This window comes from Flavobacterium ovatum (assembly GCF_040703125.1).
GTDB classification, from domain to species: Bacteria; Bacteroidota; Bacteroidia; order Flavobacteriales; family Flavobacteriaceae; genus Flavobacterium; species Flavobacterium ovatum.
Map to the genome: position 1 here is coordinate 167,491 of NZ_CP160035.1, position 26,292 is coordinate 193,782.

Consider the following 26,292-nt stretch of genomic DNA (forward strand, 5'->3'; position numbering starts at 1 on the left):
ACTGCTTTTATGTTGATTTAAAATCCATAAACTATATTTTCACACCCCTAGCCCCTCTCAAGAGGGGAATACGATTGCGGAAAAATTCCAATTATTTAAAACAATTATAATATTCATTTATAAACCATTCTTTATTCAGCACCTATTCTACCCCCCCCTCTTGAGAGGGGTTGGGGGTGTGTTTTTGGAATAAGTACTCTGCATAATCTAAATCCTCTTGGGTATCTATATCTACATTGGCAAAAATAGAATTTACTTCAAATGGAAAACTTGTATCTGAAATAATTTTTCCTTGTTTTATCAATTTTACTGTACTTATATATAATAAGCCATTTTCAAAATACAAAGGCTCCAAATCCTGTGAACGTTGCCCTATTTCATAATTAAAGGGCTGAAAACCATTTTTTATTATGCGACCTAATTTATTATGATTTCTAGTAACAGTAAATAACCCTTCTTTATCTACTTTTTTATAAGTATTCCAACAATCTTTAAGCAAATGGATCGGACGCAAAGGATTTGTTGGTTGTAGTAAAACTACATGTTCAACAGTTGCATCTACGTTTTCTAAAACATGTTGAATGGCAGTGATCGTTGGTTCAAAATCTCCTGATATATATTCTGGTCTGTCAATGACTTTTGCACCGTATTCAATCGCTATTTTTTTAATTTCTTCATCATTGGTTGAAACATAGATAGCGTCAAGAATATCTGAATTGGCTTTGGCATACAAAATACTATGCGCAATAAGTGGAATTCCTCCCAAGTCAAGAATATTTTTGTGAGGCAATCGTTTTGAATCTCCTCGAGCTGGAATAATGGCTATTGTTTTCATTAATAAACAAACTTAGTTGTAAAATATTAGGCTTTAGGTTTCCAATAAATTTTGGCTGGATTTAATTGTTGGTACGATGACAATTCTTCCTTACTCAATCTATTCCGGTTTTTAACAATTTTAGGCATTGCCAAAAATAAATCAAAGATTGCCAAAAATAAAGCTCCTAAAGCTTTAATATCTCCTTTGAATACCTTTTTCCGTAATTGAATCCAAATGGAATATAGTATTTTTCTTGGAATGAATGAAAGAGGTAAGAATAGAAAAAACAAATACCAACCTGTACTTAAGGAACGCCTCAATCGAGAGATGTAATCTGAATTCTTTTTTCGAGATTTTACGTCAACCCGATGATTGACTAATACTTCCGGCAAATAATGAACTTGCCACTGTTTTTTAAATAATTGATATGAAGCATAATTTTCTTCTCCATAAAAAATAAACCATTCGGGATAATTCGGAATTTCTCTCCAGGCTTTCATTCTCCACACATGTGCACAACCCACAAATCCCTGTACTTGAACAGCTACTTCATCAGATTCTATTTTACTTGGTTCTTGTAATCCCCAAAAAATACGCAATCCAATTAAACCGCATTTTGTGTTTTTATCAAAATATTTTTGAATACTCTCCAACGGGTTATTTGTTACAATATGAGCATCATCATCTAATGAAACAGCAAATTTCGCATGGGTTTCGTTGAGCATTTTATTTCGACAAAAAATATATCCTTTGGTTACTTTATTTTTTTTTACTTTTATATTTGGAAAATATTCAACTACAAAATCATAGGTTCCATCTGTAGAACCATCATCATATACCACACATTCTACCTCAATATTATCAATAAGGTAGTTGATTTTGTTTAGGGTAAATGCAAGATCATTTTTCCTGTTTTTTGTTGTAATCAATATTGAAAATCGCATAGTTTTATCTAATAATACTTTTAATCCATTTTGTTTTACTCATAAAACGAACTTCACTCACTAATTCCACCCAAATTATAACATTAATCCTGCTTACCCCTGATCGTCTCCAATAATTCAAAATTTTTCTAGCCAACATATAGGCTAAACTACTTTTTTCGCTTTCTTCTAAATCTACACTACTTTTTTCATTCAATTTGTTAAAAGCTCGAATAAACACTTTACAATTATTTATGAATTCCGTTTTATAAATTTCATTTTCATTATAATAAAAATCAAAAACTTGTTTAGGTGATAATTCTATTCCAAAATTACTCCAATAATTTGAAATGATTTTAGATCTTTCTAACCAATGTTGCTGTTGTTTTTCAAGCGAACGATGGTTACTATTTTCCAAAACCCGATATTTCATTAAAAAATCAGGTAAATTACACGCTACACCAAACTGAAGCACTCGCATCCATAATTCCCAATCCTCACAGGTAGCTATCGTTTCACTATAACGTAAATTATATTGATTGAAAAAATGACTTCTAATCATTACAGAAGAATGCCCAAAACTTGCTCCAAAAAGCAAATACCTCTGGAGGTATTGATTGTTAAGAGGATACTTCCAACCCGAATTTGGATTTTGACTCATGTCTTTCAACCAATATCCTTGTGTTCCGCAAAGAACAACCTCTTTGTTTTGTTCTAAATATCCGAGTTGTTTTTTAAATCGTTCCGGATAAGACCAATCATCAGCATCCATTCTGGCGATGTATTCATAATGAAGTAAGAGATCCTCTAGCCCTTTATTCAAAGTTTTCGAAATTCCCATATTCACATTATTTCTCTTATAAAATACACGAAAATCTGTATATTTAGAAACGATTTCTGCTGTATTGTCTGTCGAACAATCATCATACACATACAAATCAAAATCCGAAAATGTTTGATACAAAATCGAATCTATACTTTCCTCTAAATAAGAAGCTGCATTGTATGTAGGTAATAAAACCGCCAGTTTTTTCATTTACTATTTAAATTTTTAAACCATATGTTAGATTTATAATAGAACTATCTCATCTTTCGCTGCCTGGTCGAACGAAGCCGAAACCCATTTGAATTTCAAATTTTCATCTGTAAAAGCATCTCGACTACAACCTGTCCTGAGCAATAGTAGAAGGGCTCAATGTGACAAATATCAAGTATTCAATTCTTTTCTAAATAAAACAGCATCCAAATTGGTTTTAAAATTTTCATCACTGAAATAATCCCCGAAAGGAAAAACAGGTTCTTTGGAACTCAATCGCTCCTTTATTAAGCTTTCTAGTTTTAGGATTAATTCTACTTCATTTTTATTCGAACAGATATACTTATCCTCTTTAATTATCATTCTCAAATCACTCCTGTCAGGTGAAATAGAAAGTATCGGCTTATTTAATGATGCTAAAAAAGGCGCCTTACCTACCAATATATTGCAATAATCAACTCCATTTTCTAAAATAATATTGATATCCGCTTTATGTTTTTGTTCATAGGAGGAGTTCGAAAAATCTGTAGGTCCTAAAACAATTATATTTTTACTATTCGAATAGTTGTTATTTAACGTATCTATATCAATCTGATTTTTTACTCGAATAACAAATTCTGTATTTTCTCTATAAATTTCATTTGAGTCGAGTAATTGCTGATAGGCATTTAAAAGTGGGACAATATCTCGCCCAAATTGGATTGCTCCTTGATAACAAATAGTTAGTTTTTTATTTTTCTTAAATGTTATACTACTATCAGATAAATTAAAAACACTTTCTTCATATTGATGTGGGAGTGTAAAAAATTTAGAACTCCTTCCGTATAGGTACCCCATGTCCTTTGTCAAAGTCATTGCGGGAGTAATGCAAGCTTTTGCCTGATGCACCACCTTACTCATTGTTTTTAATCTAAAAAGCTCTAATGATATTAATTTTCTATCATTCCCAGAACACCAAAATAGTGGGTAGGGATCATGAAAATTAATAATCGCTTTTTTTAAAATAGGTAAATCTATTGCCCCAAGAATGGCTTCATATTCTACTCCACAACTCCTTATAAAAATATGATCGTATTTTTGGTAATCAATTTTGGCCATATACAAGCCATACTGTTTTTGAATATGTCGTTCGTTTAATGATATATGAAATAATCGCCAATAGATTTTATTGAACCATCGTGTCATCAAAGGCACTTTTACAGCTACTAAATGTGTCTCGATCTCATCTACAGGCAACAAGTCCAATTGATCCTCACTAGGCTGTTGCTTCAAGTAAAAAACATCAATACTTGAATCAGGATAAACCTTCTTTAATTTAGCAATGAAAGACCTTGAAACTACACCTTCGCTAGTTCCAGAAACCCTTAAATCTTGCGCTATTACTAAAAATTTCATCTGTATGTATTTAATAAAAAATCAACGATAACCTTGGAAGCAATGCCTGTGCCATATGGATTTTGGATGTTTCCAAACCCATTAAACTCTTCTAAATGGTGAATAATTTGTTTTTCAATATCCAGTTGATTAGTACCTACGATAGTTGAAAACCCTGCATCTAAACCTTCTGGTCTTTCTGAAATATCACGAGTAATCAAAACAGGTTTTCCTAAAGTAGGAGCTTCTTCTTGAATTCCTCCCGAATCGGTTACAATTAAAAAAGACTGCATCATTAACCATACAAAAGCAGGATAAGTAACGGGAGAAATGAGATAAACATTTTTCTGATTGGCTAATTTTTCATTGACTATTCCTTTAACATTAGGGTTTAAATGAACCGGATAAACAATTCTAACATCATCTCGTTTTGCAATAGTTAACAATGAATCACAAACATTAGAAAATCCCAAGCCGTAATTCTCTCTACGATGACCTGTAACTAATATTATTTTTTTATCTAGTGGAATCATTTTTTTCAGAAGTACAATCTCTCGATTACAAAAACCCTTTTGTTTTATTTTTTCTATAGTCCATAATAGAGCATCAATTACTGTATTTCCTGTATGCACAATATTATTAAGCTGAATACCCTCATCAAGTAAATTTTGCATTGCTCCTTTAGTTGGAGCAAAATGAATATCTGCTATTTTACTTGTAAATTGTCTATTTATTTCCTCAGGAAAAGGTGCTCGTTTATTATAGCTACGTAATCCTGCCTCTACATGCCCCACTTTGATTCCTAAATGAAATGCTGACAAAGCCACTATTGAAGAAGTTGTAGTATCTCCATGAACCAATACTAAATCAGGTTTTACTTCCTTAAGTACATTATCCATTTTTGATAAAATTGCGGCACTAAGTGTATTCAGTGTTTGATTCGGCTGCATTAAATTTAAATCGTAGTCAGGTACAAGTTCAAAGAAATCCAAAACCTGATCTAACATCTCCCTATGTTGTGCAGTTACACAAACAACTACTTTAAAATCTTTTTGCTTTTTTAATGTATGAATTAAAATAGCCATTTTTATGGCTTCAGGTCGTGTGCCGAAACAAAGTAATATTTTCATGTTTTTTTTCTATTAATCCTTTTTTTTATTCTATATATTATAAGACGTAAAGGTAGCAACATATAAAAAAAATACCATTTTAACTTTTCCAATAGAGATATTTTAAGTTCCGTTATAATACGACAAAACAAATCATATTCTTTAAACTCTATTGATCTAGTAATAAAATAACGTAAAATCAATTTTGAAAGAATTCTTTTTCTTTCCAGATCACTCACTACCAAAATAATAGCCATCGCAAAAGAACTCCTTCTCGTAGGGTTATTTTGATAAAATTCACCTGTATTAGAATTGGGGTGTTTCCTTCCGTAAAATAATGTTTTACTAATTGATACCCCTTTAAAACCTGAAGTAATAATTCTAGAATATAATTCCCATTCTTCAGCATACATAAGTGATTCTTCAAATTTATTTTCTACAAAACAGACTTTCTTCCACATCACTGCACAAGAATTAAATTGAAGTTCGTTTGTCAAAATTCTATAAATATCTTTTTTACCAATATCGAATGAAGTATACGATTTGGAAAAATCAAAAATAGTATAATCAAAATCGCCCGTAAAAACATTCCTTATATAACGGCAAAAAGAGATAGCTGGATCGGCTAATTCGTGGACGCAAAGTTCCAAATTTTGTGGATGGGCAATATCATCATCATCAAAAAAGATAATATAATCTCCCTGTGCCAAATCCAATCCATAATTACGACTTCCTGGTAGACCTTTTTGATAATTATCAGTCCTTTTAAAATACCGAAACCGATTATCCTTTTGTAAAATTGGAGTAAGCACTTCTATTGTATTATCTGTACCCCCATCATCAATAATAATACATTCCCAATCATTAAACACTTGGCTTTGTATTGACTGTAAGGCTTCAACAATAAAATTTGCTCTATTATATGTTGCGACAATGATTGAAACTTTTGGACTCATTAATTCACTTTCAAAAAATATTTAACTAATTTTTTCAACTCATTTTTCCCTAATACTCTCCCATAATTACTTAATACAAAAAATAAATCTGACAACTTAGATTTGCTTGAATTACTTTGTCTTAGCGCATCAATAGTTTTGATTAAAAAAACTTTTTCAATCAATGTACTTTTAATATTAAAATTAGTATTAAGTTTTAAATTTGTTTTAAATTTTTTGATCGTTTCATGATTATTAACAAACCATTCAAAAGCTGTTTTTTGGAATGACAATCCATTTGTTAAAAAAATAGCAATTTCTTCATTTTCTTCATTTTCAACTAAAAAACAAAAGTTAGCATACATTTTTTTAAGATTATTTTTCCACAGTTCTTTTGTCTCATTTATATATTTAACTTGATATGTTAAACTATCATCATGTTTTCTATAATAATATAATTTCTTTTTTATATGTGAAAATTTACTATGAACAATTGCCCGTAACCAAAAATCATAATCTTCAACTAAAAATAAATTTTCGTCATAACCATTATTTCTTTGAAATACCTCTTTTTTATATAAAAATGAAGCACCTATGAAATTTCCAAAAATATTATTTTCAAATTCTCCATATTCAACTTCAGTTAATATGGAGCCAATTTCATTAATCATTATAAAATCACTGTAAACAACATCAGCTTCTCTATTTTCTAATTCATTTACTAAAATTTCTATTGCATCAAATTTATATATATTATCATCACTTGTCCATGTAATAAAATCTCCTTTTGCAATACGATGACCAATATTTAAACTTGCTGGTAATTTTAGATTAATTGGATTATTTAAAACAGTAATTCGATGATCTTTTTCAAGAAATGGAGTTATTACTTCTAAAGTTCCGTCAGTTGAACAATCATTAACAATAATTAATTCAATATTGCTATAGGATTGATTTAAACAACTTTCAATTGCCAAGCTAATATATTTTTCACCATTATATACTGGAAGTATAATTGATATTAATTCATTATTTTTCATTGATTACCTTATTATATATTTTCCTCCATCTTTCATCAATTACACTTTGAGCGTAATTTTCTTTTACAAATGTAACTGCATTTGCTCCCATTTGCTCTAACTGATCGGTTTTATTAGCCAGAATTGCAATTTTATCAACTACAGTTTCTACATCATGTTCCGGACATACAAACCCTGAAATTCCATTATCAACTGTATATTTCACTCCCCCTGAATCAAAAACTACAACTGGCAGCCCACAAGATTGTGCCTCTAAGGTAGCTAAACCTTGTGTTTCTCTTCTGCCGTCAGGCAAAGGAACCGCCATTAACAAATAAACATCATGACACCATAAAGCTTCTCTAATTTCTACAGGTAATTTTTTTCCCAAAAAAAACACTTTTTCTTCTAAACTGTACTTTGTAGTCAAGTTTTCTAGATTTGACTGTTCTTCACCGCCACCAATAATCGTTAATTCAACATCAATTCCTTTATTTATCAATTGTCTAACAACTTCAATAGCAAAAAGTTGTCCTTTCACTTTATCTAATCGACCAACGGTAATTAACTTTAAAATAGAACTCGGGAGTTTCATTTGCTTTTTAGAATAAAAGAAATCAGTATCAACCCCAACAGGAATCAATTGCAACAATGATTTTGGGCAACCTATCTCTATTAACTTATCGCCTAAATAAGGTGTGTTGGCCGTAATTAAATCAGCATATTGAAATAAGTTGTCATAATAACCTTCCTGAGAAATAAATCCATTAATCGGAAAAAAAGCATCATGACCGTGAAAAGTCGCTATGAGTTTTGGTTTAAAAAAACCTATTTTCTTTAGAATATCCAAAGGCTTTGCACCCGTCCCATACTGTACATGAAATAATGCTACTTCGTTCAGCTGTTTATAAAAATACCATTGGTACAACCAGGTCAAACTAAACTGAGATTGCTCTTTGTGAAATTTATAAATGAACTCCATATCCATACTGTTCTTCAACAAGAGCACTATCCATTTATAAAGGCGAGTGAATTTATTTTTAGGAATTTTATAATCTTCCAGTTTAATTTTGTCCATCAAACCATACTGAGCAATCAAACTACTTCTCAAGTTGGGTTCTGTTTCTAGAATTTTGTGAACTAAAATTTCTACCTCATAACCTAAATTAATGGCACTAACAATCTGAGCTACAATAAATGTTTCGGACAAATGCGGGAACTCGCGTAATTTGAAAATTATTTTTTTAGATTTATTCATTTTCTCAATAACCTCTTTCTTATTTCTCTTCCTTTGGTCGTCAACACAAAAAGGAGTTCATTCAATGGCAATAGTAACAAAGCCTTTGCTCTCCATTCTTTAGTTATTCCTGTTTGTTTAAAATACAAACTATAAATCAGACTTCTTCTAATCCTTTTTAAAACTGCTTTAAATTCTTTGTGGGGAAATATACGGGTTTTATCATTTAAAGAAATCAACTCTTTTATCCACTCTAGAAACAAAACCAAATCTTCAATCGATAGTGTAGCATTAAGCAGCCGCATCTTAGTGATTAAGGTATCGGGATATTTATCTTTATCATAGGCTAACTTTTTTAATAATGACAACTGAATCTGAATATCATCTACTATTTGTTGGGGTTTGTAAATTTTGGACGCTTGAGTATCATGAACCCTATAAAGTAATAAGGCTTCTTGAATATTATAAAACTCTCCCTTCCATGCTATTTTAGTCCAAAAATCGTAATCTTCACCGCTATGCTTGTTCTCTTCATAAAAATAGCCTTCTAATTCCTCTCTTCTAAACATAGAGGCTGGCATACAAATGGAACACTGAATCAATAATTCTGATAATATCTCTTCATGCGTTTCTTTAAATTTTATAAGGCTACTCGATTTCCCAAAATGTTGCACCCAACTACTACAAACCAAGATCTTTTTATTCTGTTCCAATATACGAACTTGCTTTTCAAAACGTTCCTTGACAGCAATATCATCTGCATCCATTCTGGCTATATACTTTCCATTGGCTAATCTAAAACCTTCATTAGTAGCGCTGGAAACCCCTTGATTAAGTGTTTTATAAAGGGTTATAATTCTTGGATCAGTATATTTTTTTAAAATATCTGTGGTTCCATCGGTCGATGCATCATCAATAATGATTAATTCAAAATCAGTAAAAGTTTGATTTAAGATACTATTTACCGCCTCTTCTATATATAAGGCACAGTTGTACACTGGCATCACTACTGAAATAAATGGGCTAGGATTCATATTTTAGGATTTGTTTTACTAATCTCTTCAAAACTCTTTTTAATGAAACCCAATCATAAAATTTTAAGTAGGAATAAATTATTAATCCCCACTCGTTCACTTTTAATTTTCGAACTTCCTTTATAGCATTCTCATACCGATCTAATATTCTATGTCTTTGATGTTGATCAAAGGCAGCTAGTTTTGTTTTTACGATGTAATTAAAAAATTCATAATTAGCTTTATTTTTCAAGTCCATATTATCCTTTTTTCCTGAAATACTGCAACTAGAAAGTCGCACAAACACAACCGCTTCATTAATAGTATATAAAGGCTTTTTATCCGAAAAATCAAACCAAGCACGATCATCACTATTCCAAGCCAATGGATAACCATGAAAACCATACTTAAGGTACGAATCTCTTGAAAAAACATACTCCGATAATGAACTTCTGGTTAAATATTCAAATTTTCTGTAAAACGAACTATTTGCACATTCCCAAATGGGATGTATATAAACGGTAGATTTTTCTCCCTTTTCATTAATTAAAATTGAAGCAAAACGTATGACATTAGCCTTATCAACAAAATGATTGTAATGTTTGTACCAAGAAGCAACAAAATTATTATCCAAATAATCATCATCCCCCAATACCATCAACCATTCTTCATCACTTGACAAAGCAATACAACGATCCCACTGTTGAACTAATGAAATACCTCCAAGATTGGTTTCAAATCGATGATAGACAAAAGCAAATTGTCCTTTATATTTCTCTAATAATACGCTTGGATTTTCTGGACTGGCATCGTCCCCAATATACAACTTGAATCTCTTATCCGTTTGATTGGCTAGCGAACGCAAGGTTTCTTCTAAAAATAGAATTTTAAAATATGGAATTACTATAGCTATCATTTACTTATTACAAGAACACATATTAGAGTGATAATCTTTTTTTAATTTTTCGAATGTATCTTTTTATCAAATTTCGATATGAATCTATTTTAAATATATAATGCTCTCTTATTTTAGTATGGTATTTGGGAATTAAAAACCAAAACCATGTTTTATGAAATATTAATTTATTTGTAGCATTATTTACAATGTCATTCCTTTGACCAAAATCCCCATAATTATTGATTTGAATATAGACCTTTTTTATCCATTTTTTCTTAGGAATTATTTCGCATAGCTTACTAATTACTCTATAGTCAGAAGCTTTCCATTGATCCCATTGCGCAAAACCTTTATATTTTGAATGAAAAAGAAAACAGGTTGTGTCAATACATTCTATTTCTATTTTTTCTGATGTAAAGTGCTTTTGCGTAGGCAATACCTTTCCATTTGGATATCGCATTTGCCAAATAAAGAGTGTATCTTCATCAATTTTTTTTATTTCGGATACCATTTCCTCTATCACTTTATTATGAAATAAATGGGTATCATCATCCAGAAATAGAATCCAACCCTGTTCAATATGAGTAAGCAAGGTATTGCAATATAAATTATAAGGAGCATGTAAATATCCGTCAGGATTAATCAATACTTCTCCTTTGTATTTATTTACCTTAACCTTATTTATTCCTTCTTCATTCAAATATATTGCATCAGCTTCATCCTCGTAGCTTACATACTGTTTAATATTTTTGTAAGTCTGTTTTACAATAGATTGTCTGCAATTATAAAATCCAACAGGTCTTCTGGACGTTCGGGTTAATATATTTACTAAAATATCTTTTTTATTTTTATGAGGAATCATAACTAATTCAATTGAGATCTAAATTTAAACTCTTTTTTTAAATAATTTACAAGTAACACAATAACGTTTAATAAAGTAAGTGTTTTATAATATGCGTCTATCGTAAGCAGGAAAAATCATGGAGTTTAAGTAGGATAATCATTACCCCTTAATTGATTGTTCTACTAAATCATCAATAATTGTCAAATGTTTTTGCAGTGAAAAATTCCTTTTTATCACTTCTTTCCCGTTTGCTCCCATTTGTTTAGCTAAAGAAGTATTTTCTATTATTATTTTCATTTTTTCTGCCATTGCATCTACATCATGCTCTTGAACTAAAAAGCCAGTTTCTCCATCAATAATGACATCCGGAATTCCTGCATGATCGGTTGCAATAACAGGTAACCCTGCTGCACATGCTTCCAAAATTGAGACTGGAGTTCCTTCTTGATCACCATTTAAAGCTGTAACCGAATGCTGGACGAAAGCTAAACTCTTTTCCAGATATGCTATAAACGCTTCTTTAGTCAAAACTCCGGGTAACAAAACATTGTTCTCTATTTTATGATATCGAACTAAATTTCTGCATACTTCATACAGTTCTCCTTTCCCTCCTATTACCAATTGGGCATTGGGAAACTGTCCTATAACTTTCTTAAAAGCTAAAATGGTATAATAGGGTGCCTTTTTTTCTACAAAACGTCCTAAACCAATAAAAGTGTTTTCAGTAAATTGTGGATCTACGTTTAAGAAACTATTATCTGGCCCATAAGTATTGTAAATCACTTTTTCAGACGGACAGCCTAATTCAATTAAACTTTTTTGCATGGAACGAGAAACAGCAATGACATAGTTACTGTATTCAAACACTTCCTTGTACTTATTACAGCTTTCAATTACATATCCAATTGAAGCATCATAACCATGGAAATGCGTAATCAACGGAATATTTAATTTTTTACAAATTTTAACTATCCGATTCGCCGTTGGTCCATATTGCGCTAAGACAACTTGGATTTTATTCTTCTTTAAAGAATGAATAAATGCAGTTTCTTCAATATTAAAAGTTTTGAAACCCAGTTTGCGTTTTATTTTTACTTCCCATGAAGCATGCTTACTAGGCAATCTCCCGTACTCTTCTAAATACTGTGGTAAAAAATCGCCGTAATAATAAAACACTTTTCCCTGCAAACCTACTTTTTGTGCTTGAATAAAAGATTCTGAATAAGCATTAAGTGACGGAGAAACCATCGCAATTCTATTTTCTTGCAGTTCCATATAATCCAGTTATCATTTGACCATCTTTGAAAGTTACGGTATTTGGTTTATCTTTTTTAATTAAATACCCAATAATAGGTTTTAAAACCATAGAGAGATATTTGCGCTTTTTATGAGACATAGGACTTCTCCTTACCCATAATCCGAGCATTTGAGCCATAGAAGCGTGCCAACCTCCTGTTGCTTTAATTTCAATTTCACTAAAACCAGAATTTCTTAAATGTCGTTCCAATGAAAAGGGAGTATAACGATATTCATCATGAGGTACTTCGTGTAAATTCCATAAAAAAGGAACCGTAAAAAAAAACACACCATCCTTCTTTAAAATCCTATACACTTCTTTTAAAACTATTTCAGGTTCTGGACAATGCTCTAAAACCTCTGTTCCAAAGGCACACTCAAAAATGGCTTTATCAAATGGCATTGTATTTCCATTCCAAACAAAATCAGGTTTTACAGTTTCATCATAGACTAATGCCTTTTCTATATCCAGACCAACATACTTAGTTACTTTACTATTTTTAAGTATATATTCCTTGTAGGGCATTTTGCCACAACCTATATCTAGGAGATTACCTTTCAGTTTAGGCATCGTAACTTTTAAAGCATTAAAAATTGAATACCTAATATGAAATCTATCTAGATTATCTTTATTGAAAGGTATATTTATAAAATTATCAAATGGCATATATAGCTTCTAGTAGTGAAATGTTTTTATCAATTGAATGATACTCTAAAATATGTTGTTGTTGTTTTGAACCTATAGTACATAATAATTCTTTAGAAGACAATAACATCTTTGTATAAGCTACAAATTGCGTCAAATTGGTAAAACTCTTAAAAACTTCTTCAATAGGACTCTCTGTTTCTAAACTATTAAAATCCCATAAAACCTGCGGTACCGCTCCTAAAGCGATCTCTAAAGCTGCGTATCCTGCCAATTGTTTGTTTGTAGATTGAAACCAAATCAAGTCAAATTTTTCTCTCTTTAAGGTTTCCGGTATGGATTCTACATGACCACAAAAACGAACTCTGTCTTTAAGATATAAATACTCTAACTGCCTACTAAAACCTAAAGCTACTGGATCACCGGCTCCATATACTTTCAACTCTACATCAACTCCTTGTTCTAACAATAATTTTAAAGCATAAAAATAAGGATCTAAAGGTTTCATAAAAGACAATCTCGTAAAGATTCCTATCACCAATTTTTTTCTGTTAAAATCCAAACCTGCACTATAGGGTTGACATTCTAAACTCAATGGTAAATAAGTGTGCTTATAATTTGTAAACTCACTTAATTCCTGCTTTAATCCTTCTAGTTCAAAACCTGAAACAAATTGGTAAAACAAATTTTTATCGTAGCCTTTATAAATGTCAATACCTTGAAATTTACCTGTCAAAATATTAATTAGTGCATTTGCTGGATGTAAACCTCTGCTAATACAAACCGCATTATATACTCCTATTCCAGAAAAATTGACATAATTATACTTTTCAAATAACTTTTCCAAGCAAAATTTTTCTTTTTTCATTCTTTTATCATTAAATAAAATTTTAGAAAATAGTTTTTTACAAATTTTATTTATTTTTTTCTTAAATGGTGATAATTGTTCAATTGAAGTTCTAAATATTTCGGTTAAATTATAAATGGTGCATCCTAAATCAAGAGTAGGTTGGTAATAATATTCATCTTGCCAATTTTTATCAGCATTAAAATCATTAACATGAAGAATATCAATTTGATATTTTTGTTTATCAAGTGCTTTACAAATTTCGTAAACATAGCGTTGACCTCCTGCTTGTACAAAATCAAACACAACCCAAAGTATCTTTTTCTTACTCATTCTTAATGGTATTTATAATCAATTCAATCTCTTTTGCTGTTAACTCATAAAACATTGGTAATCGCAACAAAGTATCCGAATAAAGATCAGTTCTATCTAAAATCCTTCCATCATGTTTACAATTATAAAAAGGACTACTATGCAAACTTAAATAATGAAAAACGGCGTGGATTTCTTTACTTTTTAAACGAGCAATATACTTATTTCTTATTTCTAAAGATTCAAAAACTAAATAAAACATGTGTGCGTTATTAGTAGCGTAATCAGGAATAAGAGGCATCCTAATGGCACTATTATCTTTTAAACCCTCGAAATACTGATTCCAAATTATTTTTCTTCTATCCTGAATCACATCAAGGTATTCTATTTGTGCCCATAAAAAAGCAGCAATAATTTCAGATGGTAAAAAGGAAGAACCTATATCTACCCAACCGTATTTATCAACTTCTCCTCTAAAAAAAGCAGCGCGATTGGTCCCTTTCTCCCAAATAACTTCAGCTCTTTCAGCAAACTGTATGTCATTAATGGCTAACATTCCGCCCTCGCCCGAAATAATATTCTTGGTTTCATGAAAAGAAAAAGCCGCTAAATGACCTATAGAACCTAATGCTCTCTTTATACCATCATTGCCTGTGTAAAAACTATCAATAGCTTGCGCTGCATCTTCAATTACAAACAAATTATATTTTGTTGCCAAATCCATAATAACATCCATATCACAAGCAATACCGGCATAATGTACCGGCACAATGGCTTTAGTTTTAGACGTAATTAATGCTTCTATTTTGGTTGTATCTATATTGGGATTGTTTACACAAGAATCAGCAAAAACAATTGTAGCCCCACGCAAAACAAAAGCATTGGCAGTTGAAACAAAGGTATACGAAGGAATTATGACTTCGTCTCCAGGTTGAATATTTATTAATAGTGCTGCCATTTCTAAAGCATCCGTACATGAAGTGGTCAACAAACATTTTTTAAAACCGTATCGATTTTCAAAAAACTTATGACACATTTGCGTATACTTACCATTACCCGAAATTTTACCCGATGCTACAGCATCAGTTATGTATTTTGTTTCATCGCCTGTTAAATAAGGTTTATTAAATGGAATCATTATCGTATAAATTTTGCTGGATTACCTACATATAATCCTGACTTTTCTATTGATTTTATGAGTACTGTTCCTCCTCCTGTTTGAGTTTTTTCAACAATGGAAATACCGTCTATAATAGTGGTATTTATACCCAAAACACACAATTCTTCAACCTTTACGAAACCTGCAATCGCAACTCTAGGCGACAAAAAACAATGAGAGTTTACAACAGTATCATGAGCAATAGTACAACCAATGTTTAAAATTGTATTTGCTTTTATTTTTACTTTTGCATCAATTAAACAGCCTGGATAAACCACACATCCCTTTTCTATTGTTGCTGATGCGTCTACCCAAGAAGTTGAATGTATAATTTTACCAAAAGGAATTTTCCCTTTCAAGTTATTATAAATTTTTTTCTTTACTGCTAAATGTTTGTAACCAATACCAATTAGAACTTCATCAAAAAGCTTTTCATTAAAAGCGGTTTCAATCTCACTTACTCTACCAACAACTGCAATTCCTACGACTTCTTTCTCAGTAGCAAAATCATCAAAAAAGACCACTCTAGAATAATGTTTATCTGTGAAAGCGTAATGGGCTATTTGCTGTCCCAAATCACCTGAACCAATTATAGCTAGTGTTTTCATTTATTAATAATATTTTTTATTTCAGAAAGAGAACTAATCACATTAACATTGTTTTTATAAAATCCATCTCTATCGATTACAAAAGTAGAAATTCCTAGAGAAACTGCTGGTTCAAAATCCAATTTAAATGAATCTCCAATATACAATATATCTTTTGGATCAATATTAATTTTTTCTAAAGCATATTGATGAAATTCTATCGATGGTTTAGATTTTCCAATAGTTTCTGAAACAAAAATATCTTTGAAAATTGTTCCAAAAAATTGATTTAACTTTCCCTCAAGAGTGGCATTAAAATTAGAAAGTATTCCCATTGGAATTGAAATTTCATGCAACACCTTTGTATCCTCATATTTTTCCCATGGCAAATAAGAACAAGCCTTAAATAACGCTGACACAATTTCTGAAGTAGGAATCACTCCCAAAGAATATAATAATTCGGAATTAAAATAAGAATAGAATTCAATGTCTGTTCTATCTGGAAATTTTATAGTTTCAGACAAAATTTTATGATTGTATTGTATTGTACTTTTATCTATAGAAAATTCAAAATCACTTAAAACGCCCTGAATTCTATCAAATAATGTAGGTTTATATAGAATCGTCCCCGAAACATCTAATAATAAATACTTCATCTAATATACTTTATGTTTACTTGATTTATTATTCAACTCCTTTTCATCTGTTGCATTAGGATATATTATATCGTATAGCAATCTTATTGCAACACCCTCAATTGTTTTTACCTCGTCTGGTTCTTGATTAAATAAATATTCCTGAATGGTATATTTTACATCTTGAAAACCTAAATTATGTCTTATTGAATTTGTCCCCGAAATTCTACAATTTATTTCAAATGGAGTAATTATGTTATTTTCATCAACTATGGATTGAATATTTAAACTTCCTCTTAAACCTTTAGCACTAATCATTTTGAGAATAATTATTTTTAACTTTTCATCATACTCTTTTACCGTTTTAGATTTTGATGTTGCACCATTAGTTAGTTCTCTTTCCATAGAAAAAAGACCATGTAAACTCCCATCTTTTTTAATATAAAAAGCAGTCGTTATTTCTTTCCCTTTGTGCAAGGCTTGAATTAAATAATCATCCGAAAAACTTTTTGGGTTTTCTGGATTTAAAACTATCCCTCTTGAACCTCTTCCTTCTCTTGGTTTTACAATAATTTCAATTTCTTCATTATTGTACTCACTAGGCAACCAACTTTTAGCAAAAGGTATTTGTAGTCCTTGATGATGCAAAAAAGTTTGATATTTATCTAAATATTTTTTTGCAATTCCTGCATCGCTAGCAGCAATTGTTGCTTTAATTCTATTTTTATGAAGCGATAAAAAGTATACTTCATAATCAGTTGTGGGAATTATTAGCTTAACGTTATGCTTGTTTACAATCTCTATAATTTTGTCTATATAGGCTTCTTCATAAGAGTAAGGCACTTGATAAGTTATAGCGCATAAATAATTACCCGCAGTAAATGAAGCAATATCGGTTCCAATTAAGTAAATATCTAAATTTAAATCTTGGATATTCCTCAAAACTCCTTGACCAACATTACCTCCAGTACCAGTTACTATTACTGCGTTTTTTTCCATCCTATATAATTTTTAATACCTTCGTTTAAAGCAACAACAGGCATCCAATTAAATGTTTTTTTTGTTTTTTTATTATTGTAGTTTACTGAATGAGATGTATCTTCATTAACAAATATAATTTCCGATTTTGTTTCATTAGAGATTATAGTTGCAACTTCATAATTAGAAAACTCTTTATCCGAAACTCCTAAAGCAATGAAGCTTTTTTCATTTTGATAATTAATTATTTTTATTATTAAATCTACAACATCATCCACATGAATATAATTTTGAAGCCTTTCCCCTTTCCCCCATACTTCTATTACATTTTTATCAATTGCTTGATTGCAATAATTTGGAATCAAAGTATTCTCTTTCATTCCACTTCCATATAATGATGGCAACCTAACAATTATATTTTTTGTTCCTTTCAAAACTATTTGTTCACCTAAATATTTAGATTTTGCATATTCAGAAACAGGATTTACAATCGTATCTTCATTAATTTCATTTAGGGTATTTCCATAAACCGAAACCGAAGAAACATAAATACACTTTGCCAAAGGAAAATGTTCCATTATCTTTTTTGTTAATGAAACATTTACTTCCAATAATTTATTTTTGCTCATTGATTCTTGACCAGAAACTACAGCTGCATGACACATAACTATTATTTCTGGACTAAATTCAATTAACTCAAGATCATCGAAAGTTTCGATCGATTGATTTATTTTATTTTTTTTATTCTGATTATAAAATCCAATAACACAATTATCCTTTTGTAATTCATTAGCTAAATTACTTCCTAAAAAACCATATATTCCTGTTATTAAAATATTCACTTTTTTTCTTTAATTAAAATTTTTGTCATTTCATCATTCCAACTAAAAACCAAGCTATCTTTTACAAATTCTGCTTGTCCAATTTCAACCCAAGGCTTATCAATTTGTTTTTTTAGAAAATCTTTTTCCCAATTAGAAGGTGTTTCAATCTCCTTAATATATAAAATTATAGACTCATTAGTTAAACAGAATCCCTTTTTAAAATATTTTATATAAGCCAAAATCCCTTTCTCTATTTTAGCTTTTTCTATTTTAGCTGTCACAACATTAAAAGATAAATTCCTCCAAATTATCCCACTAGTATAGCCAAATGGCATACCATCATTATTTATTAAAGGTAAAGTAATGATATTTCCGTTTTTACTTAAGTATGAAATCTTAATCTCATGATTATAATTTACAAAATGGTTGTCTAAAAAAACATCATGCGCAGTTAAACCTATATATCTTTTTAAAAACCCTTTAGAAAAATTATAAGGAACTACCATTATCTTATTAGCATAGTTAACTTTTGGAAAATTATTCTGAACAAAGGAGGTCTGCCAAATAAAAAGTACTTGTCCAAAAAATAAAAACACCAAAATCACTTTCCAAAAAAACTGTGTAATGCTTAATTTATTCAAGCCTTTTATTAATAAGTCATCGGTTTCTCCTACTGGTTTGTGGTAAACAGGTATAGCACAATTTTCGACCGTGCAACGCTCTGTCAATCGATTTCCGGCTATAAACCGATATGCCTTTTGACCAAGTATTGAAATAACTGGAAGTGAAATAAACAAACCAATTGGGTAGCTGTATTTCATTTTTTTTAGCAATTGTACATAAGCCCAAAAACCAACAGAAACTTTACCTGAATTGGTTACGCCGTGAATGTTGATTAATAAATCTTCTTCTGTATAACTTTGCAAGGCAACATCGTTTTGATAATTCCCTTGCACCGTTATGCAATTGATGGTTGCAAGTACATCAAAGTGTTTTATAATAACAACTACCTTATTGCACAACGGACATTCTGCGTCGTAATAAAAAGTATATGTTGGTTTCTTATTTTTAATTCTGTTGGCTATTTTAGACCAAAACCCAACTGGAACCATTAACATATAGGTAGCAATAACAGTCAATGCAAACCATGGAATTGGATATGCAATAAGAATACCGATATGAAAAAAAAGACCTAAGCATAAAAATGGAACTCGAAATCTTTTGAACCAAAAAAGAAAGATAAAAAGTGTTTCAAAAACTAAAACCAAGTATCCCAAAAAGAGCATTAACCATTGTTGGTTGAGTAGTATTGAGGTATCGTTCCAAGTAACCATAGGCAAACTTGATGGCAACCAGACCCCAAGACCATCCATCCACATTTTGCTGGAAAATTTATGAAAAACAGAGTCAAAATAAACCAGTCCTATCGCAGCAAAAACAGGCATGAAATAATTTATTTGCAATACTTTTCTATCTACTGTAAATCGCCTGCCTATACTGGTATATTTAAGTTTTTGAAACAAACTATCAAACGAAAAAACTCTTGCAATAGGGATAAACATCAATAAGAAATTTAAACCTACATAGATATAAAAAACATGGTATTCAAACTTACTCGCAGAGCTAAAAATGATTACCGAAAAGATATAATTTAGTATAGTTGCGAATCGTGTAAATAAACCCAAGAAGAGCAAAAACAAGGTAACAAACCAAAAGTAAAAAAGAAACGTCACATCTAACTCTCCTATGCTTACAAACGGATCTTTATCATAAATAATATTTTTAAAAGTAAACAGTTGCTTTATTTCTAAAAACAATACAATACTATAAAACATCCTGAAAACAGAAAGCCCAATAGCATCAATTTTTAAATTAAAATAATTTTTCATCCGCAGTTAATTCGCAATCCAATTTAATTGTGGCCTCACAAAACCGTTCACTTTACCCAAATACCCTGATTCTCTTTTTATATCTTTAACCTCAAAAGTCAATAATTCAGTATCTTGAAACAAACTATTCATTGCATCGGAGTGAATATAAAAATGAATTTGATAGACATCATCGTTTAGAAAATTGGATGGAATCTGACACGTTAGTTCCGTAATCCTACCTACAGCACAATCAAATTTATTTCCCGAACCAAAAAGCACATCCCCTTTTATTGTTCTCAAATCAAAACCTATAGAAATTTTTTCCTCTTTGGTTTGGTTAACGATTTTCAAACGAAAATCGATAGCAGAAGTCACGTCAATCACATCATCTCTATTTGACTTGGAGGCATTTTCAATTGCCGCATAAAGGATTTTTATTTTTTCATTTCCCCTTGCCTCCTCAATTTTATCAAAACTAATTTTACGTTCCGAAAAAGAACTACTTTGCAAATAGTCCGAAATTACTTTGGTTGGCAAGCCATTGCCCACGATACTTCCATTTTTCATGCTCACTACACGTGTACACAACGTTTCTACAGCCGCCATATTATGACTCACAAACAAAACCGTTCTTCCTTCCCCTTTTGAAATATCCTGCATTTTTCCAATGGCTTTTTTCTGAAATTCGGCGTCACCAACGGCTAATACTTCATCAATAATCAAGATTTCAGGTTCTAAAAAAGCGGCTACAGCAAAAGCCAAACGCACGGTCATTCCGCTACTATAGCGTTTTACGGGAGTATCTATGTATCGTTCACAACCCGAGAAATCTATTATTTCATCAATCTTAGAAGTGATTTCTTTTTTGGTCATACCCAGAATAGCGCCATTAAGGTAGATGTTCTCTCTTCCTGTCATTTCCCCATTAAACCCTGTACCCACTTCTAATAAAGAGGCTACACGTCCGCCAAATTTGATACTCCCAGTAGTAGGTGCAGTTACCCGAGATAAAATTTTTAACAAAGTAGACTTACCTGCTCCATTTTTACCAATGATTCCCAGTACTTCGCCACGCGCTACCTCAAAATTAATATCTTGTAATGCCCATACGTAATCACTTTCTGCTTTGGTGCTTCTATCGTTTACATCGCCTATTTTTAAATAAGGGTCTTTCTTTCCCCGTATTTGATGCCACCAACGATTGATATCGTGGCTTAATGTTCCCGTACCAACAGTACCTAAGCGGTATTGCTTGGAAATATTTTCAGCTTTTAAGATTATGTCTTTACTCATTTTATTATAAGGAAAAGTTTAAACGATTAATCGTTTAAACTGTTAAACATTTTTATGAATCTATCTACAAATTTTCATTTATTACACCGTATCAATAAAACTCTTCTCGGTTTTATTAAAAATCAATAGCCCAACAAAAAACAGAACTATGGTCACTACAACAGTATAGCTTAATCCCAATATAGAAACCTGACCGACGTTCAACAAAAGATAACGAGACGTTTCGATAATATAGGCTAAAGGATTATATTCTACTAGCCAAGCATACTGAGGCATTTTCTCCTTAATCAACGCCATAGGATACACTACTGCTGAGAGGTACATCAACAATTGCACTCCAAAACTGATTAAATAATTCAAATCACGGTACTTAGTTACTAAAGAAGAGATAAACATTCCTAATCCCAATCCTAAAACGCCCATTAATACCACCAAAAGTGGAAATAACAACACTAAAGAATTCAAACTCACTGCAGCCCCATTCCAATAGAAATAGGTGTAAAATGCCAAAAAAATGGAAAACTGAATTCCAAATTTGATCAAATTAGAAATAACAACTGAAAGTGGAGAAATGATCCTAGGGAAATATACTTTTCCAAAAATACCTGCATTGGCCGCAAAGGTGTTCGAGGTACCGTTAAGACAGGCCGTAAAATAATTCCAAATGGTAATCCCAGCCAAATTGAACAAAAAAGGAGGTACGGTTCCTGTTTCAATTCCTGCTACGTTGTTGAATATAATTGTAAATGTTATAGAAGTAAACAAAGGCTGAATTAAATACCAAAGTGGACCTAAAATCGTTTGTTTATAAACTGTAACCACATCACGGCGCACAAAAAGCATCAATAAATCACGATACTGCCATACTTCATTAAGATTGAGCGAGAAGAAATTATTTTTTGGTTTGATTTCGAACAACCAAGGGGTGGTATTGTTTTCTTTATGATTCATTAAATTTTAAATTTTTTCAAATCCTTTTTAGATGAATAAACTTCAACTAAAATACTAGTAATTTTACTTTCCAACAAATATAATTATTTAGCGCTAGTTATAAATGAATTCAATCATTAGAATTCCTAAAATTTCGTTTACTTTGCAATCTAATTAAATATACAAATACGTGCTCTTCTTTTCGAAAAAAAAAACAGTATTAAAGGATTTAATTCCTGATAACCACATCGATATTCACTCTCATCTTTTGCCCGGTATTGATGATGGTGCCCAAAATTTTGAGGAAACTTTATCTATGACCAGGGCATTGCAGAGTTTTGGTGTTACTCAATTCATCACCACTCCCCATATCATTCAACATGTTTGGGATAACACACATGAACAAATTCAAGCAAAAAGAGATACTACGGTACTGGAGTTAGCCAAAAATGATATCCAAATCCCTTTCAAAGCTGCTGCGGAATATTTAATGGACGATCAATTTGTCAAACTTTTTGAGTCTCATGATTTACTTACCCTCAAAGACAATTATGTATTAGTAGAGATGTCCTACATCAATGCTCCTGTTCAATTGTATTCGATTCTATTTGATTTGCAAATCGCAGGCTATATTCCTGTATTGGCACACCCAGAACGTTATTTGTTTTACCATAATAACCCAGATGAATTCAAGAAACTTAAGAAAGCAGGCTGTAAACTCCAACTTAATCTTTTGGCTGTAACGGGCTATTACGGAAAAGAAGTGACTGCCATTGCAGAGGATTTGCTCAAAAAAGGGTTGTATGATTTTGTAGGCTCAGATACACATCACAAAAACCACATAGCCGCATTTGATGTAAGAATTAAAATTAAAGATGATGCCCCTTTGAAAGAAATCATCGCCAACAATCAATTTTTCAAAGTGGATTTATAGCTATTCAAAATCAGTGTCTAAAAGAGAATAACTTAAGAGGTTTAAAACGAAATTTATACCCTTAACATTTAATAGTTCAATTGTCAATTCGAGGAGTAATTTTTATTCTAAAAAAAGCAATATAAAATGACGTTATTTGAATGTTAGCACTTCTAATTCCCCTCTTGAAATCGGAGATTCAACGATTCCAAAAACAAATATCAACTAGAGTTATAGGGGCTAGGGGTGTGTGTTTTTTTTTAGTATATGTAAATCAGGCACTTAAGCTAAAACGTCATAGGTAGCGCAGTTGAGAACCACTATTATATCTTGACTGCACTCGATCTGATAAAAATAAGACCGTAATATATTGTACTAATTTTTGGTATTATTCCTAGGCAAAAACTCTTTTATTTATTATTTAATTTTTTGTACCAAGGTTGGTTTTGTTGGAGATTAACACCGTACCCATAACTATAGCCATATCCTTTAGTAGAATCAGTATCATTCAGCAATATACACATATTAGGTAATTTATTTTCTTTGTACAAGGTATTGGGTATATTCAACATCCTTTTTTCTAAGACATTTGCACGTACTACATACACAAAACAATCCGCATGTTTGGCAATTAATAGGGTATCAGCGACTAAGCTTACTGGAGCCGTATCCACTATGACATAATCAAATTGCTCTCTAACGGTTTCAAAAATAGTATCTACTTTTTTACTCATCAATAATTCAGCTGGATTTGGAGGTATTATTCCAGCAGGAAGCACGTAGAAATGATCATATCCTTCTTGTTTTACTATAAGGCTGTTTAGATTGTCTTCTTTATTACTCAAATAATTAGTCACTCCTCGTTCTGGCAATTGCATATACTCATCTAACCTAGGATTACGGATGTCCATACCAATCAACAACACTTTTTTACCTGAAAGTGCAAAAGTAGCGGCTAAATTCACCGATACAAATGTCTTTCCTTCTTTAGGGAAAGTGGAGGTTAAAAATATTGTTTTAGCCTTTTCATCACTAGCCTTGCTAATCATGAATTCTAAATTAGTTCTAATAATACGAATAGCTTCAGCAGAACTAGATCTACTTTCGGTATTCATAATCTCATGATACGACTCAGAAGTAGGCAGATCACCAATAAAAGGAATTAATGTTTTCCCTTCAATATCCATTCGTGTTTTTACCTTAGTGTCTAATAAATCTATCAGATACAAGATACTAAACGGAATTAAAAGCCCTAGCAATAAAGCCGCGAGCAGAATTATAGAACGTTTAGGAGACACCGGTAGTTTTTGAGCTTTAGCAGCATCCACGACCCTTGCATTAGGTTCTGTAGCTGATAAGGCAATCGCTGTTTCTTCTCTTTTTTGTAATAAATACAGATATAATTCTTCCTTTACTTTTTGCTGTCTAGCAATAGCTCTGAATTGTCTTTCTTGAGAAGGAATTTTGCGAATTCTACTGTCAATGATTCCCTCTTGACTGTTTAAATTCTGCTTTTGAATTGTCAAGGTAGATCTCAAACGCTCCAAACTCGAAACTACATTTGCTCGAAGCGAAGCCAACTGTTGATCCAATTTGATTACAGAAGGATTTTCTAAAGTGGCTGATTTCAATAAGCGATTGCGCTCTAAAACCAACTTATTATAATTTTCTACTAAACTTCCTGAACCTTGATTTTCAGTAATCAAATTAGAAGGCAATAAATCAGAATTAGTAGCTTTCTTAACAAAATCTAACATGGAGTTGGTGACATTCAATTGAATCTCAGCCTCTATCCCTTTTTTATCATATTCACTTGAACCTTCAATAAAAAGTTTCGCTTCTGACTCAATGTCTGTTAGCCTATTAGACTTTTTAAAACTTTCCCCATCTTGTTCAACACCATCCAATTCTTCAGCGATTAAAGCCAAACGAGTTGCAATAAATTTAGAGGTATTACCCGATATTTGATTTTTATCTTCAACGGCATTACTATTGTACAATTCAACTAAGACATCCAGGAACTCCTCTGATTTATCAACTACGCCATCCATCACGGTCAGCTTCAGGACGCTACTTTTTTTACTCAAAGGCGCTACTGATAGTCTTTTGCCAAAACTATCTGCTACATCTTCAACAGTGCTTAAATTAATGGTTATTTCTGATTCTCCATCCCAGGTTTTAGGATCATTAAAATACTTCTCCGCTTTCGTAATTACTAAATCCCCAACGGTTGTCTTGATTGTCTCTCCAAACTGGTATTCACTTTTGGTATTCCGTATTATCAAATCACGATCTTCAACTTCCTTTTCAGTCAAGCTAAAACTATTTGTACCCGTTTTTAAAAGTACTAATTGACTTTCGGATGTGTGAAAAAATTCATTTCTATTTAAAAAGCTTACAATAACAGGTGTCTTTTTATAAACCTCACGACTTACAATTCTCTTTTTAACATACTGACTTATATTCAAATCCAACTTTCTGACAACACTTTCAATTAGCGTTCTTGAATGCAGAATTTCAATTTCATTATCAATATCGTTATTAACACCTCCTAATCCTAGATCAGAAAAAGCGGAGAGCTGAGACATAACACCACCGTTATCATCATCTTTAACTAAAATAGTAGTACTAGATTGATATTGTGGAACAGCAAATTTTAAATAAACTACAGCTAAAGATAGGCACAGAAAAATACTTAGTAAAAACCATTTCCAATGTGAGGCATATTGTTCAATGATCGCTCTTAATTGAAAATCATTTGCATTTTCCTCGTTTAATAGATTATTTTGCATGAAT

The 26,292-nt window shown here is 31.4% G+C and carries 24 protein-coding genes; 1 reads left to right on the forward strand and 23 read right to left on the reverse strand.

From position 1 onward, the window contains the following. Positions 1-142: 142 nt before the first annotated feature. From ABZP37_RS00695 to ABZP37_RS00800, 22 genes are all read right to left on the reverse strand, one after another. Positions 143-835 (reverse strand): acylneuraminate cytidylyltransferase family protein, encoded by a 693-nt coding sequence (locus ABZP37_RS00695; RefSeq protein ID WP_366184791.1) that lies wholly within the window; start codon positions 833-835, stop codon positions 143-145. Between the two features lie 26 nt (positions 836-861). Then, positions 862-1,761, reverse strand: coding sequence for a glycosyltransferase (locus ABZP37_RS00700; RefSeq protein ID WP_366184792.1), 900 nt, complete (start codon positions 1,759-1,761; stop codon positions 862-864). A 4-nt stretch (positions 1,762-1,765) separates the two neighbouring features. After that, on the reverse strand, positions 1,766-2,776 hold the full coding sequence (locus ABZP37_RS00705) for a glycosyltransferase family A protein (protein ID WP_366184793.1): 1,011 nt from the start codon (positions 2,774-2,776) through the stop codon (positions 1,766-1,768). A 171-nt stretch (positions 2,777-2,947) separates the two neighbouring features. Further along, positions 2,948-4,171, reverse strand: coding sequence for a hypothetical protein (locus ABZP37_RS00710; RefSeq protein ID WP_366184794.1), 1,224 nt, complete (start codon positions 4,169-4,171; stop codon positions 2,948-2,950). Then, complete coding sequence (gene wecB / locus ABZP37_RS00715; RefSeq protein ID WP_366184796.1) at positions 4,168-5,280, reverse strand: UDP-N-acetylglucosamine 2-epimerase (non-hydrolyzing); 1,113 nt, start codon at positions 5,278-5,280, stop codon at positions 4,168-4,170. Before wecB ends, ABZP37_RS00710 begins: the two co-directional genes overlap by 4 nt. Continuing rightward, positions 5,277-6,215, reverse strand: coding sequence for a glycosyltransferase family 2 protein (locus ABZP37_RS00720; RefSeq protein WP_366184797.1), 939 nt, complete (start codon positions 6,213-6,215; stop codon positions 5,277-5,279). Before ABZP37_RS00720 ends, wecB begins: the two co-directional genes overlap by 4 nt. Then, positions 6,215-7,234 (reverse strand): glycosyltransferase family A protein, encoded by a 1,020-nt coding sequence (locus ABZP37_RS00725; RefSeq protein ID WP_366184798.1) that lies wholly within the window; start codon positions 7,232-7,234, stop codon positions 6,215-6,217. The genes ABZP37_RS00720 and ABZP37_RS00725 overlap by 1 nt, the downstream gene beginning before the upstream one ends. After that, the gene (locus tag ABZP37_RS00730; RefSeq protein WP_366184800.1) at positions 7,224-8,471 is read right to left on the reverse strand and encodes a glycosyltransferase; all 1,248 of its coding nucleotides are present in this window, start codon (positions 8,469-8,471) and stop codon (positions 7,224-7,226) included. Before ABZP37_RS00730 ends, ABZP37_RS00725 begins: the two co-directional genes overlap by 11 nt. Beyond that, complete coding sequence (locus ABZP37_RS00735) at positions 8,468-9,484, reverse strand: glycosyltransferase family 2 protein (RefSeq protein ID WP_366184802.1); 1,017 nt, start codon at positions 9,482-9,484, stop codon at positions 8,468-8,470. Before ABZP37_RS00735 ends, ABZP37_RS00730 begins: the two co-directional genes overlap by 4 nt. Then, the gene (locus ABZP37_RS00740) at positions 9,474-10,379 is read right to left on the reverse strand and encodes a glycosyltransferase family 2 protein (protein ID WP_366184804.1); all 906 of its coding nucleotides are present in this window, start codon (positions 10,377-10,379) and stop codon (positions 9,474-9,476) included. The genes ABZP37_RS00735 and ABZP37_RS00740 overlap by 11 nt, the downstream gene beginning before the upstream one ends. Positions 10,380-10,401: 22 nt before the next feature. Beyond that, the gene (locus ABZP37_RS00745; RefSeq protein ID WP_366184806.1) at positions 10,402-11,223 is read right to left on the reverse strand and encodes a hypothetical protein; all 822 of its coding nucleotides are present in this window, start codon (positions 11,221-11,223) and stop codon (positions 10,402-10,404) included. 141 nt (positions 11,224-11,364) lie between these two features. Then, positions 11,365-12,480, reverse strand: a complete 1,116-nt coding sequence (locus tag ABZP37_RS00750; protein WP_366184807.1) for a glycosyltransferase — start codon at positions 12,478-12,480, stop codon at positions 11,365-11,367. After that, positions 12,461-13,168: a class I SAM-dependent methyltransferase gene (locus tag ABZP37_RS00755; protein WP_366184809.1), complete on the reverse strand. Its 708-nt coding sequence runs from the start codon at positions 13,166-13,168 to the stop codon at positions 12,461-12,463. The genes ABZP37_RS00750 and ABZP37_RS00755 overlap by 20 nt, the downstream gene beginning before the upstream one ends. Next, complete coding sequence (locus ABZP37_RS00760; RefSeq protein WP_366184811.1) at positions 13,158-14,327, reverse strand: hypothetical protein; 1,170 nt, start codon at positions 14,325-14,327, stop codon at positions 13,158-13,160. Before ABZP37_RS00760 ends, ABZP37_RS00755 begins: the two co-directional genes overlap by 11 nt. Next, positions 14,320-15,444 (reverse strand): dTDP-4-amino-4,6-dideoxygalactose transaminase, encoded by a 1,125-nt coding sequence (rffA, locus tag ABZP37_RS00765; RefSeq protein WP_366184812.1) that lies wholly within the window; start codon positions 15,442-15,444, stop codon positions 14,320-14,322. The genes ABZP37_RS00760 and rffA overlap by 8 nt, the downstream gene beginning before the upstream one ends. Continuing rightward, complete coding sequence (locus ABZP37_RS00770; RefSeq protein ID WP_366184814.1) at positions 15,444-16,073, reverse strand: acetyltransferase; 630 nt, start codon at positions 16,071-16,073, stop codon at positions 15,444-15,446. The genes rffA and ABZP37_RS00770 overlap by 1 nt, the downstream gene beginning before the upstream one ends. Then, positions 16,070-16,708: an HAD family hydrolase gene (locus ABZP37_RS00775; protein ID WP_366184815.1), complete on the reverse strand. Its 639-nt coding sequence runs from the start codon at positions 16,706-16,708 to the stop codon at positions 16,070-16,072. Before ABZP37_RS00775 ends, ABZP37_RS00770 begins: the two co-directional genes overlap by 4 nt. Next, positions 16,709-17,686: an ATP-grasp domain-containing protein gene (locus ABZP37_RS00780; protein ID WP_366184816.1), complete on the reverse strand. Its 978-nt coding sequence runs from the start codon at positions 17,684-17,686 to the stop codon at positions 16,709-16,711. It lies immediately after the preceding gene. Further along, positions 17,668-18,507 carry an NAD(P)-dependent oxidoreductase gene (locus ABZP37_RS00785; RefSeq protein ID WP_366184818.1) on the reverse strand — a complete coding sequence of 280 codons (840 nt, stop codon included), beginning with the start codon at positions 18,505-18,507 and terminating at the stop codon, positions 17,668-17,670. The genes ABZP37_RS00780 and ABZP37_RS00785 overlap by 19 nt, the downstream gene beginning before the upstream one ends. Next, positions 18,504-20,378: a DCC1-like thiol-disulfide oxidoreductase family protein gene (locus ABZP37_RS00790; protein ID WP_366184819.1), complete on the reverse strand. Its 1,875-nt coding sequence runs from the start codon at positions 20,376-20,378 to the stop codon at positions 18,504-18,506. The genes ABZP37_RS00785 and ABZP37_RS00790 overlap by 4 nt, the downstream gene beginning before the upstream one ends. 6 nt (positions 20,379-20,384) lie before the next feature. Then, the gene (locus tag ABZP37_RS00795; RefSeq protein WP_366184821.1) at positions 20,385-21,653 is read right to left on the reverse strand and encodes an ABC transporter ATP-binding protein; all 1,269 of its coding nucleotides are present in this window, start codon (positions 21,651-21,653) and stop codon (positions 20,385-20,387) included. Between the two features lie 81 nt (positions 21,654-21,734). Then, entirely contained in the window at positions 21,735-22,604 is an 870-nt protein-coding gene (locus ABZP37_RS00800; RefSeq protein WP_366184822.1) for an ABC transporter permease, read from the reverse strand. Positions 22,605-22,773: 169 nt separating this feature from the next. On the opposite strand from ABZP37_RS00800, the gene ABZP37_RS00805 reads away from it, so the two are divergent. Then, on the forward strand, positions 22,774-23,517 hold the full coding sequence (locus tag ABZP37_RS00805; protein ID WP_366184824.1) for a CpsB/CapC family capsule biosynthesis tyrosine phosphatase: 744 nt from the start codon (positions 22,774-22,776) through the stop codon (positions 23,515-23,517). A gap of 389 nt (positions 23,518-23,906) precedes the next feature. Here the strand turns inward: ABZP37_RS00805 and ABZP37_RS00810 are convergent, their stop codons facing one another. Next, the gene (locus tag ABZP37_RS00810; protein ID WP_366184825.1) at positions 23,907-26,288 is read right to left on the reverse strand and encodes a polysaccharide biosynthesis tyrosine autokinase; all 2,382 of its coding nucleotides are present in this window, start codon (positions 26,286-26,288) and stop codon (positions 23,907-23,909) included. Between the last annotated feature and the right edge of the window lie 4 nt (positions 26,289-26,292).

Coding starts and splice junctions, on each gene's coding strand:
- wecB (WP_366184796.1), bottom strand. CDS start 5,280: ATGAAAATATTACTTTGTTTCGGCACACGACCTGAAGCCATAAAAATG.
- ABZP37_RS00810 (WP_366184825.1), bottom strand. CDS start 26,288: ATGCAAAATAATCTATTAAACGAGGAAAATGCAAATGATTTTCAATTA.
- ABZP37_RS00775 (WP_366184815.1), bottom strand. CDS start 16,708: ATGAAGTATTTATTATTAGATGTTTCGGGGACGATTCTATATAAACCT.
- ABZP37_RS00780 (WP_366184816.1), bottom strand. CDS start 17,686: ATGGAAAAAAACGCAGTAATAGTAACTGGTACTGGAGGTAATGTTGGT.
- ABZP37_RS00710 (WP_366184794.1), bottom strand. CDS start 4,171: ATGAAATTTTTAGTAATAGCGCAAGATTTAAGGGTTTCTGGAACTAGC.
- ABZP37_RS00790 (WP_366184819.1), bottom strand. CDS start 20,378: ATGAAAAATTATTTTAATTTAAAAATTGATGCTATTGGGCTTTCTGTT.
- ABZP37_RS00740 (WP_366184804.1), bottom strand. CDS start 10,379: ATGATAGCTATAGTAATTCCATATTTTAAAATTCTATTTTTAGAAGAA.
- ABZP37_RS00730 (WP_366184800.1), bottom strand. CDS start 8,471: ATGAATAAATCTAAAAAAATAATTTTCAAATTACGCGAGTTCCCGCAT.
- rffA (WP_366184812.1), bottom strand. CDS start 15,444: ATGATTCCATTTAATAAACCTTATTTAACAGGCGATGAAACAAAATAC.
- ABZP37_RS00745 (WP_366184806.1), bottom strand. CDS start 11,223: ATGATTCCTCATAAAAATAAAAAAGATATTTTAGTAAATATATTAACC.
- ABZP37_RS00720 (WP_366184797.1), bottom strand. CDS start 6,215: ATGAGTCCAAAAGTTTCAATCATTGTCGCAACATATAATAGAGCAAAT.
- ABZP37_RS00800 (WP_366184822.1), bottom strand. CDS start 22,604: ATGAATCATAAAGAAAACAATACCACCCCTTGGTTGTTCGAAATCAAA.
- ABZP37_RS00750 (WP_366184807.1), bottom strand. CDS start 12,480: ATGGAACTGCAAGAAAATAGAATTGCGATGGTTTCTCCGTCACTTAAT.
- ABZP37_RS00705 (WP_366184793.1), bottom strand. CDS start 2,776: ATGAAAAAACTGGCGGTTTTATTACCTACATACAATGCAGCTTCTTAT.
- ABZP37_RS00755 (WP_366184809.1), bottom strand. CDS start 13,168: ATGCCATTTGATAATTTTATAAATATACCTTTCAATAAAGATAATCTA.
- ABZP37_RS00770 (WP_366184814.1), bottom strand. CDS start 16,073: ATGAAAACACTAGCTATAATTGGTTCAGGTGATTTGGGACAGCAAATA.
- ABZP37_RS00760 (WP_366184811.1), bottom strand. CDS start 14,327: ATGAGTAAGAAAAAGATACTTTGGGTTGTGTTTGATTTTGTACAAGCA.
- ABZP37_RS00735 (WP_366184802.1), bottom strand. CDS start 9,484: ATGAATCCTAGCCCATTTATTTCAGTAGTGATGCCAGTGTACAACTGT.
- ABZP37_RS00725 (WP_366184798.1), bottom strand. CDS start 7,234: ATGAAAAATAATGAATTAATATCAATTATACTTCCAGTATATAATGGT.
- ABZP37_RS00795 (WP_366184821.1), bottom strand. CDS start 21,653: ATGAGTAAAGACATAATCTTAAAAGCTGAAAATATTTCCAAGCAATAC.
- ABZP37_RS00700 (WP_366184792.1), bottom strand. CDS start 1,761: ATGCGATTTTCAATATTGATTACAACAAAAAACAGGAAAAATGATCTT.
- ABZP37_RS00695 (WP_366184791.1), bottom strand. CDS start 835: ATGAAAACAATAGCCATTATTCCAGCTCGAGGAGATTCAAAACGATTG.